This is a genomic window from Martinezella miluonensis, assembly GCF_900094545.1.
GTDB classification, from domain to species: domain Bacteria; phylum Pseudomonadota; class Alphaproteobacteria; order Rhizobiales; family Rhizobiaceae; genus Rhizobium; species Rhizobium miluonense.
In genome coordinates this window covers 40,857-57,764 of the sequence record NZ_FMAH01000013.1, presented here as the reverse complement: position 1 = coordinate 57,764, position 16,908 = coordinate 40,857, and the positions used below count along the sequence as shown (strand labels likewise).

Sequence of the window (16,908 nt, the reverse complement as noted above, 5' to 3'; positions counted from 1 at the left end):
CTCCCCGCCTGCGGGGAGAGGAAGCCTTCAAGCCCATGACCAGCTCGAACCGGTAACGGCCCGCTGGCTTGCTCTGTGGCCCTCTCTCCCCGTTTCAACGGGGAGAGGGTTGGGGTGAGGGGCCATTCGTTCGTTGCAGAAGCGGTTCTTCAAATCTCCAGCCACGTCGCATTGCAGCCAACAGATTTCATGATTTCTCCTCCCTGCCCGATTCCCTCCAGAATCAGGAAAAGCAAATGCTTGCTCGCCTAAGAAATGTAACCATATAGTTACAAGATCGCGCGTTAGATCCAACCTTGTCAATCGTCTTTTGAAAATTTCCCGAAAGTTCTGGAAGTCCCCGCGCCCTCCGGCACTTTACGCCCGGATCGAAGCAAGCGTGACCGCAACGATGTGCTCTCCCCAGGCATTCAGCGCATCCGGCGCCGTCAGCTTGCGCGCGAAAATCGTCGACAACGTATGGCGGTTCGACAGATAGAAGAAGCCGAGTGCTGCGATCGTGAGATAGACGGATATCGGATCGACGGCCGGCCGGAAAATGCCGAGCGCCTCTCCGCGACGCAGCACATCCGAAAGCTCGTCGATGAGATGAGAATGCATGACCGAGACTTTTTCGGAGCGGCGCAGATAATGCGCCTGGTGCAGGTTTTCCGTGGCAAGCAGGCTCAGAAACTCCGGATGCGCAAGAAAATGCTGCCAGGTGAAGAGAGCAAGCTCCCGCATTCCCTCTTCCGGATGGCGGTGCGCAAGATTGAGCTGCTTTTCGGCGTTACGGATCGTCGCATAGGTCGCTTCCAGCACGGCGAGATAAAGCCCCTCCTTGTCGCCGAAATAGTGATAGAGCATACGCTTGTTGGTCTGAGCCCGCGCAGCGATCGCATCCACCCTGGCGCCGCCGAAGCCGTGCGCGGCAAATTCTTCCGTCGCCGCGTCGAGGATCGTCGCATGAGTGCGTTGCGGGTTGCGCGAGACCTTCCTCCGCCGCTTCCCTGCAGCCTCGGCGACATCCTCTTGTGCTGCATTTTCAGTCTGTTGCCTCGCTCTGCCCGCCATGGACGATCTCCTTCCCGGCCGGTACCTCTGCGATGGATGCCGACGGCTCCCGCATGCCCCGTTTTGATTGCAATGCGATTGGCGCTTGACAGCGGTCGCGTTTCTATCCAACTTGTAACCAAATAGTTATATCATGCAAAGCAGTTCGTAAATCATCGGTTCGCTGGGGAGGAGACCAGGATGACGTTGACGATCGACCGCCGGCAGATGCTTGCCGGCATGGCAGCCACACTAGCTTTCAGCAGTATCGGACTTTCCCGCGCCAATGCGGCAACCGCGATGCGCCTTCTTTGGTGGGGATCGAAGGAGCGTAGCGACCGCACGTTTGCGGCGGTAAAGGCCTATCAGGCCAAGAACCCGGATGTCACCATCGCCGGTGAATCCTTCGGCTGGGACAGCTATTGGACGCGTCTCGCCACCCAGACCGGCGGCGGCAACGCCCCCGACCTCATCCAGATGGATTATCGCTACATCTTCGAATATGCCCGCCGCGGCGCGCTGCTCGACATGACGCCCTATCTCGGCAAGAGCCTGGCGATCGAGGATTTCGGCGCCGCCAACATCGATTCCGGCAAGGTCGACAACAAGATCTATGGCGTCAGCCTCGGCGTGAATTCCTCCATGGTCGTCGTCAATGCCGCGGCCTGGAAGGAAGCCGGTGTCGAACAGCCGCACGACGGCATGACCTGGGAACAGCTAGGCGATGCCTGCGCCAAGGTGACATCAGCCAAGAAGCGGCGCGGCTTCTATGGCACCGCCGACGCGAGTGGCCTGGAGCCCGCCTTCGAATGCTGGCTGCGCCAGCGCGGCAAGGCGCTTTATACCGCCGACGGCAAGCTAGCCTTCGAGGCCAAGGATGCGGCCGACTGGTTCGATTTCTGGGGCCATATGCGCAAGATCGGCGCCTGCGTGCCGGCTGATGCGCAGGCACTCGATCAACAGACCCTCGAAACCGATATGCTCGTGACGAAGAAGGCAGCTGTCAGCTACGCCCATTCCAACCAGTTCGTCGCCATTCAGGGCCTGGTCAAGGAAAAGCTCGATCTCGTCTCCTATCCGGCCAACGCTGATAGTAAACCGGGACAATATCTGAAACCCTCGATGCTGATGTCGGTTTCGGCAACCTCCCCGAACAAGGACGCCGCCGTCGCCTTCGTCAACTACCTGGTAGAAAATCCGGAGGGTGCCAAGACGCTCGGTGTCGAGCGCGGCGTTCCGCCGTCGCCGAAGATTCGTGACCTTCTCACTCCGGATCTGGATGCGGTCAGCAAGCAGGTCGTTGATTATATCGGCCGGCTGACGTCGCATGTCGGGGCACTGCCGCCGTCTCCGCCGAACGGCGCCGGCGAGAATGCATTCCTGCTGAAGAAGATCGCCGAGGAAGCGGCCTTCGGCAAATCCAGCGTACAAGACGCTGGTGCGAAGTTCACCGAACAGGCAGCAGCAAACATTACGCGAGGCTGATACCGTGGGTACAAACAGCAAGAGCGTTGCCGGCGGCTTGGCCGTCGGCGCGCCCGCGCCGCTGCGCGTGGAAACCACCTATAAGGCGCCAAGCGCGTTCGCGCGCAACGCGCCTGGCTATCTCTTCCTTCTGCCGTGGTTCATCGGCTTCTTCGGACTGACCCTTGGGCCGGCCATCGCCTCGCTCTACCTGTCCTTCACCGACTACAATCTGCTCCAGTCGCCGAACCTCGTCGGCATCGACAATTACGTACGGATCGCGACGGCAGACGACAAATTCCTGTCGTCGATGAAGGTGACGCTGTTCTACGTCGTCTGTTCCGTGCCGCTGAAGCTGGCCTTCGCGCTTCTGGTGGCGCTGCTGCTCAATCGCGGCATCCGCGGCCTGCCGGTCTACCGCGCCATCTTCTATCTGCCGTCGCTGCTCGGCTCCAGCGTCGCCATCGCCGTGCTGTGGCGACAGATCTTCGATGCGGACGGCATCGTCAACACGCTGCTGTGGTATGTCTTCGGCATCAACGGCCCGAGCTGGATCTCCAATCCGGATTATTCGCTCTACACGCTGGTGATCCTTGCCATTTGGCAGTTCGGCTCGCCGATGATCATCTTCCTCGCCGGCCTGCGCCAGATCCCGACCGATCTCTACGAGGCCGCTAGCCTCGACGGCGCCTCGAAAGTGCGGATCTTCTTCAAAATCACCCTGCCGCTTTTGACGCCGGTGATCTTCTTCAACGCCGTGGTCCAGACGATCGACGCCTTCAAGGCCTTCACGCCGGCCTATGTGATTTCCTCCGGCACCGGCGGCCCGATCGACTCGACGCTGTTCTATACGCTCTATCTCTATCAGGAAGCCTTCGGTTATTTCCGCATGGGCTATGCCGCAGCACTCGCCTGGGTCTTGGTGATCATCATCGCCATCTTCACCACCTTCTCCTTCCTCTCCGCTCGTTATTGGGTCCACTACGATGACTGACGCGAAGCTCACCCATTTTGCCGAGGACATGAAGCCGCCGCGCGAACGCCCGTGGTTCCTCTCCGTCCTCATCCATATCGCCCTCATCGCCGCATCGATCGTGATGCTCTATCCGCTGCTGTGGATGCTCTCCGGTTCGATCAAGGACCAGAACGAGATCTTCGGCACGGCATCGCTGATCCCGTCGCAATTCGATTTCAGCGCCTATGCCCGCGGCTGGTTCGGCGGGCAGGTCACCTTCGGCAAATTCGTCTGGAATTCCGCCGTCATCGCCGTGCTTTCGGTCATCGGCAACGTGATTTCCTGCTCGCTGGCGGCCTATGCCTTCGCCCGGCTGAATTTCTGGGGCAAGAATTTCTGGTTCGCCCTGATGCTGGGCACGCTGATGCTGCCCTATCACGTCACGCTGATCCCGCAATATATCCTCTTCCTCAAGCTCGGCTGGGTGAAGACGATGCTGCCGCTCGTCGTGCCGAAATTCCTTGCGGTCGACGCCTTCTTCATCTTCCTGATGGTGCAGTTCTTCCGCGGCATTCCCCGCGAACTGGACGAGGCTGCCATGATGGATGGCTGCAGCGCGTGGCGTATCTACTGGCGCATCATGCTGCCCCTATCGCTGCCGGTTTTGGCAACGGCCGCCATCTTCTCCTTCATCTGGACCTGGGACGATTTCTTCGGGCCGCTGATCTATCTCTCCGACATCAATACCTACACGGTACAGCTCGGCTTGCGCTCCTTCGTCGACTCCACCGGAAGTTCCGATTGGAGCAGCCTGTTTGCCATGTCGAGCCTGTCGCTGATCCCGGTCTTCCTGATCTTCCTGTTCTTCCAGAGGCTGCTGATCGACGGCATCGCGACCGCTGGCCTCAAACGCTGATTATAAACTCTGCAGTCCCGAGCACCCGAGATTTGGGATTGCAATCAAGGAAACCCATTGAAAGGAAATGTCGCATGAGCGCGCTGCGCTTTGCCGCCATCGGCCTCAATCACGATCACATCTACGGCCAGGTCAACGTCATGCTGCGGGCCGGCGCCGAACTCGTCGCCTTCCATGCGGTGGAGGATGACCTCGCTGCCGTCTTCGCCGGGCGCTTTCCGCAGGCGAAACGCGTCGCTGACAAGCGCGAAATTCTGGAGGATAACTCCATCGCGCTCATCGTCAGCGCTGCGATCTCCAGCGAGCGTGCCGGGCTTGCCATCGAGGCCATGCGCCATGGCAAGGATGTGATGCTCGACAAGCCCGGGATGGTGACGCTGGATCAGCTTGCGGACGTTCGAACGGTGCAGGCCGAGACCAAGCGCATCGTCTCCATTCTCTATTCCGAGCATTTCGAGACGGCATCGACCGTCAAGGCCGGCGAGCTGGTGAAGGCCGGCGCCATCGGCAAGGTCATCCACACGACGGGCCTCGGCCCACACCGGCTGCGCAAGCCGACCCGGCCGGAATGGTTCTTCGACCGCAAGCGCTACGGCGGCATCATCACCGACATCGCCTCGCATCAATGCGAACAGTTCTTGTTCTTTGCCGGCTCGCTGGAAGCCGAGGTGCTGTCGGCGACGGTGTCCAACCGCGCCAACCCCGATACGCCCGGCCTGCAGGACTATGGCGATTTTCACCTGCGCACGCCGGATGTCACCGGCTATGTCCGCGTCGACTGGTTCACGCCGGATGGTCTTTCCATCTGGGGCGACGGCCGCCTCTTCATCGTCGGCACCGAAGGCACGATCGAGCTGCGCAAATATATCGACGTCGCCGGCCGGCCGGGCACCGATCATCTCTTCCTCACTGACCGCAAGGGCATGCAGCATATCGACTGCACCGGCTTCGACCTGCCCTACGGCCGCCAGCTTGCCGCCGATATAAGAGACCGCACCGAAACGGCGATGGGCCAGGAACATTGCTTCAAGGCCATGGAGCTGGCGCTGAAGGCGCAGGCGCTCGCCGAGGCAACATCGCTCAACAGCATTCAGAGGTAATTGCGACATGTCCGACATCAAGAAAGTCGCGATCATCGGTCTCGGCATCGGCCGCTCCCACATCGTTGAAGGCTATCTGCCTCACTCTGATCGTTTCGAAGTTGCCGCTCTCTGCGATCTGAACGAGGAGCGCCTCAACGCGGTCGGCGACGAATTCGGCATCGGCAAGCGCCTCAAGGACTTCTCCGAAGTCCTGAACATGCCCGATATCGACATCATCGATATCTGCACGCCGCCCGGCTCACATTTCCAGCTCATCATGCAGGCGCTTGCGGCCGGCAAGCATGTGGTCTGCGAAAAGCCTCTGGTCGGTTCGCTCGCCGATGTCGACGCCGTCATCGCGGCGGAGAAGACCTCAAAGGGCCGGCTGATGCCGATCTTCCAGTATCGCTACGGCGACGGCATCCAGAAGGCCAAACGCATCATCGACGCCGGCATCGCCGGCAAGCCCTATGTCGCGACTTCGGAAACGCACTGGGTCCGCGGCGCCGATTACTATGCGGTCCCCTGGCGCGGCAAGTGGGACACCGAGCTTGGCGGCGTGCTGATGACGCACTCCATCCATCTGCATGACATGCTGACCTATCTGATGGGGCCAATCGCGGGTCTCTTCGGCCGCGTCGCCACCCTCGTCAACGACATCGAGGTGGAGGATTGCGCCAGCGCCAGCCTGCTGATGGAAAACGGCGCGCTCGCCACCATCAGCGCCACACTCGGCTCGCAGGAACAGATCAGCCGCCTACGCCTCTGCTTCGAAAACGTCTTGATCGAGAGCAATCACGAGCCCTACAGCCCGGGCCAGGATCCCTGGAAGATCGTTCCGGCCAATGACGAAATTGCGGCCAAGATCGATGCGCTGCTGGCCAGCTGGTCGCCGATCCCGATCCGCTTCAACACGCAGATGAAGCTGTTCCACGAAGCGCTGGTATCGGGCGGACCGTTGCCGGTGACGACAGTCGATGCCCGCCAGGCCTTGGAACTGGTGGCGGCATTTTACGAATCGTCGGAAACGCGCACCGAAGTCCGCTTCCCAGTCGGCCCGGAAAGCGCAAAATACAAGAGCTGGAGGCCGACATGAGTGTTGCCCCGCGAGCCATCAGAACCAACAAGGAGGAAGCGCCCATGGCGACAAGCGTATCGCTGCAGAAGGTTATCAAGCGCTATGGCGAGCTTCAGGTGGTTCACGGGATCGACCTGGAAATCGAGCCGGGCGAATTTACCGTCTTCGTCGGCCCGTCCGGCTGCGGCAAGTCCACGCTGCTGCGCATGATCGCCGGGCTGGAGCCGATTTCCGGCGGCGGGCTCTATCTCGACGGCAGCCGCATGAACGATGTCCCCGCCTCCAAGCGCGGCATCGCCATGGTGTTCCAGTCCTATGCGCTCTACCCGCATATGAGCGTCTACAAGAACCTTGCCTTCGGCCTCGAAACCGCCGGCATGAAGAAGCATGAGATCCAGCCGCGCGTCGAAAAGGCGGCCGAGGTTCTGCAGATCACGCAGCTGCTGCAGCGCAAGCCGAAGCAGCTTTCCGGCGGTCAGCGCCAGCGCGTCGCCATCGGCCGTGCCATCGTGCGCGAGCCGAATATCTTCCTCTTCGACGAGCCACTCTCGAACCTCGATGCGGAACTGCGCGTGCAGATGCGCGTCGAGATCGCCCGCCTGCACCAGCGCCTCGGCAACACCATGATCTACGTGACCCACGACCAGACCGAGGCCATGACCATGGCCGACAAGATCGTGGTGCTCAACGGCGGCAAGATCGAACAGGTGGGCGCACCGCTCGACCTCTACAACAAGCCGAAGAACAAGTTCGTCGCCGGCTTCATCGGCTCACCGAAGATGAACTTCCTCGACGCGAAGATCGTTGCCTCCGACGATGGCTCCGCCGTCATCGATCTTGCCGGCCAGACGGTGCGCCTGCCGCGACGGCTGGGCGGTCTCCAGCCGGGGCAGCCCGTCACCCTCGGCGCCCGCCCGGAACATCTGAATGTCGGCGATCGCGGTCTGTCGCTCGGCAATGCCCGTGTCGATCTCGTCGAGCATCTGGGCGGCCAGACGATCCTCTATGTCACCCTGCATGGCGGCCAGGCGCTGACGATCGCGTTGGAAGATCAGCAGGCGATCCGCGCCGGAGAAACGGTCAGTATCCATATCGATCCCGAGCGCTGCCATCTGTTCGGGCCGGATGGGGTGACGCTGTAGGAGGATTGTTGACGCGGATGGGGCCTATCTCGCCAGCCGAGGGCGAGATAAATCAGCGCTCGCCGCACCTTGATCAGATTTCAACGATCCGCCGGCTGCCGATCGTGCGGATCTGGCCCGTTGGAATGGCATCGGCCGAGATGCCGTCCCGCCGGTGCAGCCGAAGGCGTCTGCTGCCGGGCGCGAGATGGAACCAGTCATCCTCAGCCCGGTAGGCTTCCAAATCGATCTGCACCGATTGCGCCAGCCGATCAGCGCTCAGATCGAGGAACCAGTCTTCACCCTCCTGAACCGCCAATGCCGTGATCTCGGCATCGTGAAACGCTTTGGTGCGTCCACGCGGGAAGTAAAAGGCCTGGGCGATCACCGCGCCGGTCGCCGGCGCCGTCAGACGCACCACGGTGACATCATGCGACGGCGGCCCGAAGCGGAAAGCGTGGGTCGTATCGAAGAAAGCGCCGAAAAGATCAGTGCAGGCTATCTTTTGTTTGCTGCGCGCTTCGACCACCAGATCACGCCCCCCACCCACGACGACCTGACGGCCATCACGCAGGCAGGAGACCTCGAGCGTCAGATCGAGCGCGGCATCGCTTTCGTTGATGATGTGCACGTCGAGACCATTGGTGCCCTCGTCCATCAACAACACTTGAACCGGCCTGAAGGCGCGGCGCAGCCCATACCAGACCGGCTTCGGCTCGCCGGTCGAATCGATCACACCCCAGCCGGCGCCGGGAAGCAGATCATGCAGCGTCCAGACGAGCGCTCCGTTGCAGCCGGATCCGTGCCGCCGCCACTCGGCATAGGTCTCCTCGGCGACTTCGCCGGTCACAGCCCGAGAAAGGTTGAGATAGAGATCGGGATCTTCCCGCCGCAAACGGTTGGGCTCGAAGCCGTAAAGCTCCTGAAGATAATGATCGCGCACATCCTCGAAATCCCAGGATGCGCCACGATCGCGCGGCACGCGCTCCTTCCATAGCGGGCTATGGACAGCGGGAACCGGCAGATGCCGCCCGAGCGTTCTTGACTGCGGCACATGCGCGAAAGCCAGGCTTTCGGCTGCAAAGCGGACATCGGCACGGCGCGCATCGTCGAGCGGCCGCATATAGGCACCGACGCCATAATAATGCGTGACGCCGGCATTCGGCGAAAAAGGCATGGCGCCGCCGGAGGGCGAATTGACGACATAGGGCACATCGGGCCGCAGCGATTGCGCCAGCGGTGGGATGATCTCCTCGACGATCGGGCTCTTCCAGAACTGTTCGGGCAGGCCCATCATGGCGGCCTGCTGGTGAATCTCGCTGCCGCCGCAAAGCACCGCCAGCGAAGGCGACAGCCGCGTGCGGCCCAGCAGCTGCGAAACCTCCGCTTCGACATGGGCATTGAAGACCTTGTCGTTCTTCGGATAGTCGAAATTGGCGAACATGAAATCCTGCCAGACCAGCAGGCCAAGTTCGTCGCAGAGGCGGAAGAAATCCGGCGTCTCATAGGCCATGGTGCCGCCGATGCGGATCATGTTCATGCCGGCCTCAGCCGCCAGCCGCAGCCAGGGTTCGTAATCCTCGCGACCACCGGGCAAGCGCACGATATCGGCCGTGGTCCACACCGCGCCCCGGCAGAAAATCCGCTCGCCATTGACGATGAGCGCGAAATCCTGGCCTTCGGCGCCACGATCGACCGACAGCCGGCGAAAACCGGTTTGCCCGAGCGCGTGCTCGACACCATCGACGATGAGCGTGACATCGTGAAGCTGCGGCACACCATGCGTATGCGGCCACCAAGGCGCCACATAGGGAATTTTCAGGATTGCCGTATAGCGGTCTGCTCCGTCTTTCTCGAAAGCCTGTTCGGCCTCTCCGCACCGCAGCACCAGATCCTCGACATCGCCCTCAACCGAAAGCGAAGCATAGAGCCTGCCCTCGCCGTTCTCGAGCAGGTCCGGCCGCAGAGAGAGATCACGGACGACAGGGGCGCTCGGCCGCAGCAGCGAAATCGGCCGCCACGGGCCAACTGCCTGAACCTCCGGGCACCAGCCTGGCATATGGCCGAGCAGCGTCGTGCGCACCGTCCGCAGGCCTTGCGGCGTGATCATCTGTGGCCTCCAGCGGGCGCGAGGTCCCGGCGCGGAGAGCTTCGGCTCCAAGGCACGGAAGCAGAGCACCAGCTCGTCGCCACCAAGCAGGGTGACATCGACGTCATGGGCCTCGAACATGCTTTCGGAAACGAGGATTTTCTGGCCGTTCAGGAAGACTTCGCAAAGCGTCGCCAGCCCTTCCAGCCGCAGGACCGCCTCGCCGGCCTCGGCATCCACCAGACGGCAGATATACCAGGCATCGCGATCATGAAGAGGCTCAGGCTTCGTCCGGTCCAAACGCCCGGCCTTTTCCAAGGCTTCTGCCACCGTGCCTGGCACCGGTGCAGGAATGAAGCCAGACGTCAGCGGCACACCGGAAGGCGAGTCGCAGGTGCCCGCATCCGTCAACACCAGATTCCAACCTTCGCTCAGCCGCATTCCGCCGCCGAGATCCGCCAAGCGCCCGCCCATGACATCTTCCGGGGAATGTCCCCGCCCCAATATTTTCAGAAATGACCCAGCCGTATCGCGATCGAACGGAAGCCGGTCAAAGCCTCCGTTCGAGCTCGCCCATCATGGCATCCCATGCATCTGCAGCAGGATCAAGGGCTGTCCGCAGCGGCTCGAATTTCTTGCGCGTGATGGCGCGGGCAAGCTGGAACTGCACCGACTTCGCCGTCTCGGAAATTTTCCGCGCCTCTCCGGCCGCATCGGACAAATCTGCCGAGAGCCAATCGAAGTGGCTGCCGGCAAGCTCGAAATTGGCGCCGAGCTGACGCAGCGTGTTGAAGGCATATTTATGGAAGAAGCCGAAAGGCCGTTCGGCGACCCCTTCCACCTGCACGGGGAACACCTCTGCAAAAGCACGGATCGGGTTGGCCTGCGGGCGACGGCGGAAATGAAAGGACAGGAGCTGCTGTGCGGTCTGACGGATCGCAGCCTCGCCCGGTGCCTTCTCGGGGAATTTCGCAAATTCCGTGTAAGGCAGGAAGGGCAGATCCTCATCCGTCAGATGCAACTGGAACAGCCCGTCGAAATCCTCGCCCGACAGCTGGAAGAACCCGCCATTGTGGAAATACTCGAGCGTGCGGCCCGCCATATCAAGCCGATTGATCGCCACCGTCGTCTTGCCGTGTTCGCGGCGATAGCCGATGCCCTGCGTATCGGGCATGAAAAAGGAATCCATCTCCACCAGGCAGAGCCGGCCGCGGCCGATCTGCTCGGCGACATGGTTCTGCACCTTATCGTAGATCGCAAGCTCGGTGCAACGCACGCCATAGAGCGCTTCCAGATCTTCGAGCGGCACCTTGAAGAAGGTGAACTGGTCGCCCTCGAAATCCTGTGTCACCGTGAAGCCGAGCATGGCTTCCGGTGGCAGGTTCGAGGTTGAAAGCACCTCGATCCAGAGATCGATGTAGCAGTTCGTCTCGGGCCACATGCGCTCGCTATCGTGCAACGCATGCGGCTTGTAGGCGGTAGGGTCCAGTCCCTGAAATACGGCAGCCATGAAAGCGATCAGCCCCACAGCGCCTTGCGCACGCTCTCGGGCCATTCCTTGACGTCGAGACCGTGGGTGTGGAACAGCGCCAGCGCAATGCGCTCCAGACCGAAGCCGACGCAAGCCGTGTGCACGACGCTGCCATCCGCGAAGTTCAGGCCCCACTTCGTTCCGAAGGCATCCTGATGGTAGTTGAAGCTCATGCAGGCGGTTGGCTTGGCGACAGAGGTGATCGGGATCAGCAGTTCGAACTTCAGGTTCTGATCGCGCTGGTTGTTGGCGAGCATCTTGCCGGCGCGGCCGAAGAAGGGGTCGTTAGCGACGTCGATTGTCACGTCGAGACCGACGGCCTTCATCATCTCGACGCCGCGGTCCATCCAGCTCTGGCGGAAATCCGTCACATGCTTTTCGCTGCCCATGCAGACATATTCGCGCATGCGGAACAGCTGCTGGCGGGCCGGATCCTTGGAGGGCTCATGGCGGAAGCAATAGGACTGCAGGTCGTAGAGCGCGCCGTTTTCCGGAATGGCGCCACGCTTGGCGACTGTGGGATAGAGCGGGTAGCAGGCCGCCGGCGTCAGCACGATGTCGGTCGCCTGCTGGTCCTTCGTCCAGTCGTCGCCGACTTCCATGCACTTCAACAGGCTCATATGGTCGAGCTCGTTGCCGCAGAAGCTGTGTACCGTGCCGGCAAGCTGCGGGAAGCTCTTCATGTAGCCGCTCGTTTCGAAGAAAGCGCGGTTCATGCCGGGCGGAAAGCGGATGGCTTCGGCGCCATCGGCACCGCCAAACTTGTTGATCAGACGCTCGAAAGCGGAAATGACGTCTTCGAACTGGCCGCTGCGGCCGTAGAGACCGTCTACGCCGGTGTCGATGAGAAGGCCGGATTCGAAAAGGCGATCGAGAAACGAGGTTTGCATATCCATGACGGTTACCCCAACAGGCTGGTGTCTTGTTTGTGGACGAGCAGCATGGTCGACGTATTGCCGAGGATGCGGTCGTTCGAGATCATCAATTGAGCTGAGTGCGCGTCGCGCAGATGGCGGCCGAGGCTGTAGGGCGTACCGTTCTTGTAGCCCATGATGCCGCAGATCAGCATGGCATGGTTGATGATCGGCAGGATCATCTCCGACGACGCGATCTTGACGTTGTTCATCGCCACGGCAAAAGCCATCGACGACAGGCGATCGGCATCGAGCTTCGCCTCTTCATAGGCTTTTAGCCCCGCGACCACATTGGACTTCACCATCTGCAGCATGCTGGAGGCTTCGGCCAGACGCAGCGCGCCGGGTGGCGGCGCGCCGGGAGACTTGCGGGCAGCGGCGCGCACGAAGGCCTGCGCGCGGGAAACCGCATCGGCGGCTATGCCGTACCAGACGCCACTCCAAAGCAGATGCGAGCTCGCCAGCATCGATTGCGCGGCAATCTCGGCAAACGGCTTCGGCAGAATCTGTGCGGCCGGCGCCTCGCCCTTGAACAGGAAGCCGTCGGAGCAGGTTCCGCGCATGCCGAGCGTGTTCCACTCGACCGTACGTTTGATGTCGTACTGGTCCTTCAGGAAGCAGGTCAGCACCTGATCCGAAGACGCAGCGTCGGCATGGCTGCGCGAGGTGATCAGAATGGCGTCGGCATGGGCGCCATAGGAGATGACGGTCGCGTCCTTTTCGAGATAGCAGGCATCGCCCTCGACCTTGATGGCGCAAATGCTGTTGCGCAGATTGCCGCCGATCCCGCCTTCAGTCGTCGCCGAGGCCAGCAGCAGCTGCTCGCTTGCGATACGGCGCATGAAGTCCCGGTGCCATTCACTATCGGCGCCGTGCTCGACCAGGCTCGAAAGCTTGATGTGATGCATGGCAAAAACCATGGCGCTCGCCGCACATACCTGACCGAGGATCGAGCACAGCTCGGCGATCTCGGTGATCGAAGCACCCTCGCCGCCAAGTGCGGTGGGGATCTGGATAGAAAGCAGCTTCTCGGCGCGCATCGCGTCGACAGCTTCCCGCGGGAACCGGCCCTCGGCATCGACGGCATCGGCGTGTTGGCTGGCGATCGCTGCGACGCGTGCGGCGCGCACTGCCGCTCCCTCGCCCGTCCCAACCTCAATTAGAGCGACCGCCGCAGTCATCAGGCGACCTTTCTGCCGTCCAGGATCAAGCCGACGGTTCTTTCGATCGCGGCGATGCTGGCGAAGGACTTGCGGTTCAACAGATTGTCGGGAAACTCGATGTCGAATGCCTCTTCGATGCCAAGCATCAATTGTACGGAGGCGAACGAGGACAATCCCGTCGCGTAGAGATCGGCATCGTCTTCAATCTGATCGATAGCAACGGGAAGTGCACCGAACTTGGCCAGCAAATCGCGAATCGTCTTGTTCATAGTCTAGTCCCTTCTGGCAATTGCAAGCATAACCGCAGTTACGCAGTCTTATTCTTCGCCAAGAAGTAACAGGCAAAATAGAACATTCCGCTAATCGACGTGGTAAATGCAACTGACTTATACTTCGTAGGAAAAGTCTATATTCGACACTTATCCGATTGGAGTTTACCACACGTAAAGCATGCAACTTGCCGTTTGCGCACGAATATTCATGATTTCTAATATTTTGTTCCGGTAGCTCTGTGAGAGGGCGTTGCCCGCAATAAGGTTAACGCGCCAACTCGCCACTACGTTTTATTCGAAAAATCTCATAACAATCTTAGCGTCAGTGCAAGCGTAGGGTAAAAGGGCCGAATCTAGGCCTCGAGCGGATAGATATGATCGTCGCCGCGATAATCCAAAACCGAATAGCAGCCTTCGCTCAGCTGGCGAACCGAACTTGCGCCGATATCCGCCTTGCCATAGCCGCCTGGAATATCGAGTATGTAAGTCGGCTGGCAAAGGCCAGAGATGCGCCCGCGCAGAGCTGCAACGATCGCCTGACCCTCCGCGATCGTCATACGAAAATGGCTGGTACCGGGCGCAAGATCGGGATGATGCAGATAGTACGGCTTCACCCGCGTCTCGACGAAAGCCTTCATCAAAGCCGCCAGCACGTCGGGATTGTCGTTGACGCCCTTCAGCAACACCGACTGGCTGACCAGCACGATCCCGGCATCAACCAGCTGGGCGCAGGCAGCCCGCGCCTCATCCGTCAGCTCCCGAGGGTGGTTGGCATGGAGGGCTACATAAACGGTCTTGCCGCTCGCCTTCAGCGCCGCGATCAACGCCGCGTCGATCTTCGCCGGATCGACGACAGGAACGCGCGTATGGAAGCGAACGATCTTCACATGGTCGATACTGGCGAGCTGTCCCAGGATTTCTTCCAGCCGCCGCGGTGAGAGAACCAGCGGATCGCCGCCAGTGAGGATGACCTCCCAGATCTCGTCGTGATCGCGGATATAGGCAAAGGCGCCGTCCAGCGCATCGCCATCCAGCGTTCCGAGCCCCTGCGGCCCGACCATCTCGCGGCGGAAACAAAAGCGGCAATAGACCGGGCAGACATGCACGGCCTTCAGAAGCACGCGATCGGGATAGCGATGGACGATGCCTTCGACCGGGCTATGTGCGTGATCGCCGATCGGATCGGCGCGTTCCTCGGGGGTGACAAACAACTCGGCCGCATCGGGCACGAACTGCCGGGCGATGGGATCGGCCGGATCGGCTGGGTCGATCAAGCGCATGACGGTCGGTGTCAGAGCCACCGCATAGCGCTCGGCCACAGCCTCCAGCTCGATCGCCTGATCGGCATCGATCAGGCCGGCGCGCTCCAGTTCGCTGATGTTGCGGATCGGACGCATCGAATTCATGGGTCGTACTCCGCGACCGGCGCCCACAGCACCTGTTCGATCCGTGAGGCACCGGTTGCCAGCATAACGAGCCGGTCAAAGCCGAGCGCGATGCCACTCGCCGCCGGCATGACGGCAAGCGCCGCCAAAAAATCCTCATCCAGCGGATAGGTCTCGCCATAGACGCGCTGCTTTTCCGCCATTTCGATCTCGAACCGGCGGCGCTGCTCCTTGGCATTGGTGAGTTCGCCAAAGGCATTGGCAAGCTCGACGCCGCAGGCATAGAGCTCGAAACGCTCGGCAACGCGATGATCTCCAGCCGATGGCCGGGCCAGTGCCGCCTCGGAGACAGGATATTCGTCGAGGATCGTGGCGCGGCCGAAGCCAAGATTAGGTTCGACCTTCTCGACCAGCACCCGGCTGAAAAGATCAGGCCAAAGATCGTCGTCGGCAACGCGAATGCCCGCCTGGCGCATGTCCGCTGCCAGGCGCTCGCGATCCGTCGATCCATCGAAACCGATGGATGCGAAGAGGTCGATGCCGGCATAACGCTCGAAGGCGGCTGCCACGCTGATGCGCTCGGGCAGCAGGAACGGATCGACCTCGGCGCCTCGATAGCTGAATTTCTTCGCCCCCACCGTCTCAGCCGCAAGTCCCAGTAGCGCGGCACAATCGGCCATCAGAATCTCATAGCTCTCGTCGGCCCGGTACCATTCCAGCATGGTGAATTCCGGATGATGCAGCGGCCCGCGCTCACGGTTGCGGTAGACATGGGCAAAGCAGGCGATGCGCTCTTCGCCGGCCGCAAGCAGTTTCTTGCAGGCGAATTCGGGCGACGTATGAAGATAGAGAGGCAATACTCTGCCGTCCGTCGTCAGCGCCTCGGTCTCGAAAGCATGCAGATGCGCCTCGTTGCCGGGCGATACCTGCAGCGTCGCCGTATCGACCTCGATGAAATCGTTGCTCGCAAAGAACATGCGTATCGCCGCCTGGATCGCGTTGCGCCCAATGAGGAACGGCCGCCGATCCGCGTGCACATTGCGGGTCCACCAGGGGGACGCTTTGCTCGTCGTTGGCTTCATTCCTAGCTTTCTTCGGGGCGCAAGCCGCGTTGGGGGTGGCAATTTCCATTGATTTAGGGTAGTTGCGCCCCCAAGCAAACAATTGCTGCGTCTCGGAGAGCATTTCGACAGTCCCTCTACGACGCAAAACGCAGCGTTACAAGGAAGTCTTATGGTCAAGGTCATCGCCTCTTCGGTCCGCAAGGGCAACGTTCTCGACGTCGACGGCAAGCTCTACGTCGTTCTCACCGCCGCGAACTTTCATCCGGGTAAGGGTACGCCGGTCACCCAGGTCGACATGCGCCGCATCGTCGACGGCGTGAAGGTCTCCGAGCGCTGGCGCACCACCGAGCAGGTCGAGCGCGCCTTCGTCGAAGACGTGAACTTCCAGTACCTTTATGAAGATGGCGAAGGCTTCCACTTCATGAACCCCGCCAACTACGACCAGGTCGTCGTCGACGTGGAAACCATGGGCGACCAGAAGGCCTACCTGCAGGAAGGCATGACCTGCATCCTGTCGATCCACGAAGGCATTCCGCTGGCACTCGAACTGCCGCGCCACGTCACGCTGGAGATCACCGAGACCGAACCGGTCGTCAAGGGCCAGACGGCCTCCTCTTCCTACAAGCCTGCGATGCTGTCGAACGGCGTACGCACCATGGTACCGCCGCACATCAACGCCGGCACCCGCGTCGTCATCGCCACGGAAGACAATTCCTACGTCGAACGCGCCAAGGACTGAGCCTTAACCTCTTGCTTGCATGAAAACGCCTCGTTCTTGGACGGGGCGTTTTTCGTTTTGAGCGAATTGAAGCCACACCAGCGTCGCCAACGCCTAGAAGATC

General features: G+C 61.0%; 15 protein-coding genes. 7 read left to right on the top strand and 8 right to left on the bottom strand.

The features are described from left to right. Nucleotides 1-357: 357 nt before the first annotated feature. Nucleotides 358-1,053, bottom strand: coding sequence for a TetR/AcrR family transcriptional regulator (locus tag GA0061102_RS13380; RefSeq protein ID WP_092848129.1), 696 nt, complete (start codon nucleotides 1,051-1,053; stop codon nucleotides 358-360). A gap of 180 nt (nucleotides 1,054-1,233) precedes the next feature. Here GA0061102_RS13380 and GA0061102_RS13375 point away from each other — a divergent pair, with 180 nt between their 5' ends. The 6 genes from GA0061102_RS13375 (at nucleotide 1,234) to GA0061102_RS13350 (ending at nucleotide 7,669) form a co-directional block, all read left to right on the top strand. Further along, a complete protein-coding gene (locus GA0061102_RS13375) occupies nucleotides 1,234-2,517 on the top strand; it encodes an ABC transporter substrate-binding protein (protein WP_092848126.1) in 1,284 nt (427 codons plus the stop codon). Nucleotides 2,518-2,578: 61 nt separating this feature from the next. Beyond that, complete coding sequence (locus GA0061102_RS13370) at nucleotides 2,579-3,490, top strand: carbohydrate ABC transporter permease (protein ID WP_245298004.1); 912 nt, start codon at nucleotides 2,579-2,581, stop codon at nucleotides 3,488-3,490. Between the two features lie 28 nt (nucleotides 3,491-3,518). Then, nucleotides 3,519-4,367, top strand: coding sequence for a carbohydrate ABC transporter permease (locus GA0061102_RS13365; protein WP_245298003.1), 849 nt, complete (start codon nucleotides 3,519-3,521; stop codon nucleotides 4,365-4,367). A gap of 74 nt (nucleotides 4,368-4,441) precedes the next feature. Continuing rightward, nucleotides 4,442-5,467, top strand: a complete 1,026-nt coding sequence (locus GA0061102_RS13360) for a Gfo/Idh/MocA family protein (protein WP_092848111.1) — start codon at nucleotides 4,442-4,444, stop codon at nucleotides 5,465-5,467. A gap of 7 nt (nucleotides 5,468-5,474) precedes the next feature. Next, a complete protein-coding gene (locus GA0061102_RS13355) occupies nucleotides 5,475-6,545 on the top strand; it encodes a Gfo/Idh/MocA family protein (RefSeq protein ID WP_092848108.1) in 1,071 nt (356 codons plus the stop codon). A gap of 44 nt (nucleotides 6,546-6,589) precedes the next feature. Beyond that, a complete protein-coding gene (locus GA0061102_RS13350; protein WP_092848327.1) occupies nucleotides 6,590-7,669 on the top strand; it encodes an ABC transporter ATP-binding protein in 1,080 nt (359 codons plus the stop codon). 73 nt (nucleotides 7,670-7,742) lie between these two features. On the opposite strand, the gene GA0061102_RS13345 is transcribed toward GA0061102_RS13350, so the two are convergent. The 7 genes from GA0061102_RS13345 to epmA form a co-directional block, all read right to left on the bottom strand. Further along, entirely contained in the window at nucleotides 7,743-10,211 is a 2,469-nt protein-coding gene (locus GA0061102_RS13345) for a glycoside hydrolase family 2 protein (RefSeq protein ID WP_092848105.1), read from the bottom strand. A gap of 76 nt (nucleotides 10,212-10,287) precedes the next feature. Next, nucleotides 10,288-11,247, bottom strand: a complete 960-nt coding sequence (locus GA0061102_RS13340) for a DUF1839 family protein (RefSeq protein ID WP_092848324.1) — start codon at nucleotides 11,245-11,247, stop codon at nucleotides 10,288-10,290. 8 nt (nucleotides 11,248-11,255) lie between these two features. Beyond that, on the bottom strand, nucleotides 11,256-12,164 hold the full coding sequence (locus tag GA0061102_RS13335) for an amino acid--[acyl-carrier-protein] ligase (protein ID WP_092848102.1): 909 nt from the start codon (nucleotides 12,162-12,164) through the stop codon (nucleotides 11,256-11,258). Between the two features lie 5 nt (nucleotides 12,165-12,169). Next, nucleotides 12,170-13,363 (bottom strand): acyl-CoA dehydrogenase family protein, encoded by a 1,194-nt coding sequence (locus GA0061102_RS13330; RefSeq protein ID WP_092848099.1) that lies wholly within the window; start codon nucleotides 13,361-13,363, stop codon nucleotides 12,170-12,172. Beyond that, nucleotides 13,363-13,614, bottom strand: a complete 252-nt coding sequence (locus GA0061102_RS13325) for an acyl carrier protein (protein WP_092848096.1) — start codon at nucleotides 13,612-13,614, stop codon at nucleotides 13,363-13,365. The genes GA0061102_RS13330 and GA0061102_RS13325 overlap by 1 nt, the downstream gene beginning before the upstream one ends. A 356-nt stretch (nucleotides 13,615-13,970) precedes the next feature. Then, entirely contained in the window at nucleotides 13,971-15,023 is a 1,053-nt protein-coding gene (locus tag GA0061102_RS13320; RefSeq protein ID WP_092848093.1) for a lysine-2,3-aminomutase-like protein, read from the bottom strand. Continuing rightward, a complete protein-coding gene (gene epmA / locus GA0061102_RS13315) occupies nucleotides 15,020-16,084 on the bottom strand; it encodes an EF-P lysine aminoacylase EpmA (protein ID WP_092848089.1) in 1,065 nt (354 codons plus the stop codon). The genes GA0061102_RS13320 and epmA overlap by 4 nt, the downstream gene beginning before the upstream one ends. 151 nt (nucleotides 16,085-16,235) lie before the next feature. On the opposite strand from epmA, the gene efp reads away from it, so the two are divergent. Beyond that, complete coding sequence (efp, locus tag GA0061102_RS13310) at nucleotides 16,236-16,805, top strand: elongation factor P (protein ID WP_092848084.1); 570 nt, start codon at nucleotides 16,236-16,238, stop codon at nucleotides 16,803-16,805. Nucleotides 16,806-16,908 lie beyond the last annotated feature (103 nt).

Excerpts from the sequence above, each read along its gene's own strand:
- GA0061102_RS13380 (WP_092848129.1), bottom strand. The coding sequence starts at position 1,053 with ATGGCGGGCAGAGCGAGGCAACAGACTGAAAATGCAGCACAAGAGGAT.
- GA0061102_RS13375 (WP_092848126.1), top strand. The coding sequence starts at position 1,234 with ATGACGTTGACGATCGACCGCCGGCAGATGCTTGCCGGCATGGCAGCC.
- GA0061102_RS13365 (WP_245298003.1), top strand. The coding sequence starts at position 3,519 with ATGAAGCCGCCGCGCGAACGCCCGTGGTTCCTCTCCGTCCTCATCCAT.
- GA0061102_RS13360 (WP_092848111.1), top strand. The coding sequence starts at position 4,442 with ATGAGCGCGCTGCGCTTTGCCGCCATCGGCCTCAATCACGATCACATC.
- GA0061102_RS13355 (WP_092848108.1), top strand. The coding sequence starts at position 5,475 with ATGTCCGACATCAAGAAAGTCGCGATCATCGGTCTCGGCATCGGCCGC.
- GA0061102_RS13350 (WP_092848327.1), top strand. The coding sequence starts at position 6,590 with ATGGCGACAAGCGTATCGCTGCAGAAGGTTATCAAGCGCTATGGCGAG.
- GA0061102_RS13345 (WP_092848105.1), bottom strand. The coding sequence starts at position 10,211 with ATGGGCGGGCGCTTGGCGGATCTCGGCGGCGGAATGCGGCTGAGCGAA.
- GA0061102_RS13340 (WP_092848324.1), bottom strand. The coding sequence starts at position 11,247 with ATGGCTGCCGTATTTCAGGGACTGGACCCTACCGCCTACAAGCCGCAT.
- GA0061102_RS13335 (WP_092848102.1), bottom strand. The coding sequence starts at position 12,164 with ATGGATATGCAAACCTCGTTTCTCGATCGCCTTTTCGAATCCGGCCTT.
- GA0061102_RS13330 (WP_092848099.1), bottom strand. The coding sequence starts at position 13,363 with ATGACTGCGGCGGTCGCTCTAATTGAGGTTGGGACGGGCGAGGGAGCG.
- GA0061102_RS13325 (WP_092848096.1), bottom strand. The coding sequence starts at position 13,614 with ATGAACAAGACGATTCGCGATTTGCTGGCCAAGTTCGGTGCACTTCCC.
- GA0061102_RS13320 (WP_092848093.1), bottom strand. The coding sequence starts at position 15,023 with ATGAATTCGATGCGTCCGATCCGCAACATCAGCGAACTGGAGCGCGCC.
- epmA (WP_092848089.1), bottom strand. The coding sequence starts at position 16,084 with ATGAAGCCAACGACGAGCAAAGCGTCCCCCTGGTGGACCCGCAATGTG.
- efp (WP_092848084.1), top strand. The coding sequence starts at position 16,236 with ATGGTCAAGGTCATCGCCTCTTCGGTCCGCAAGGGCAACGTTCTCGAC.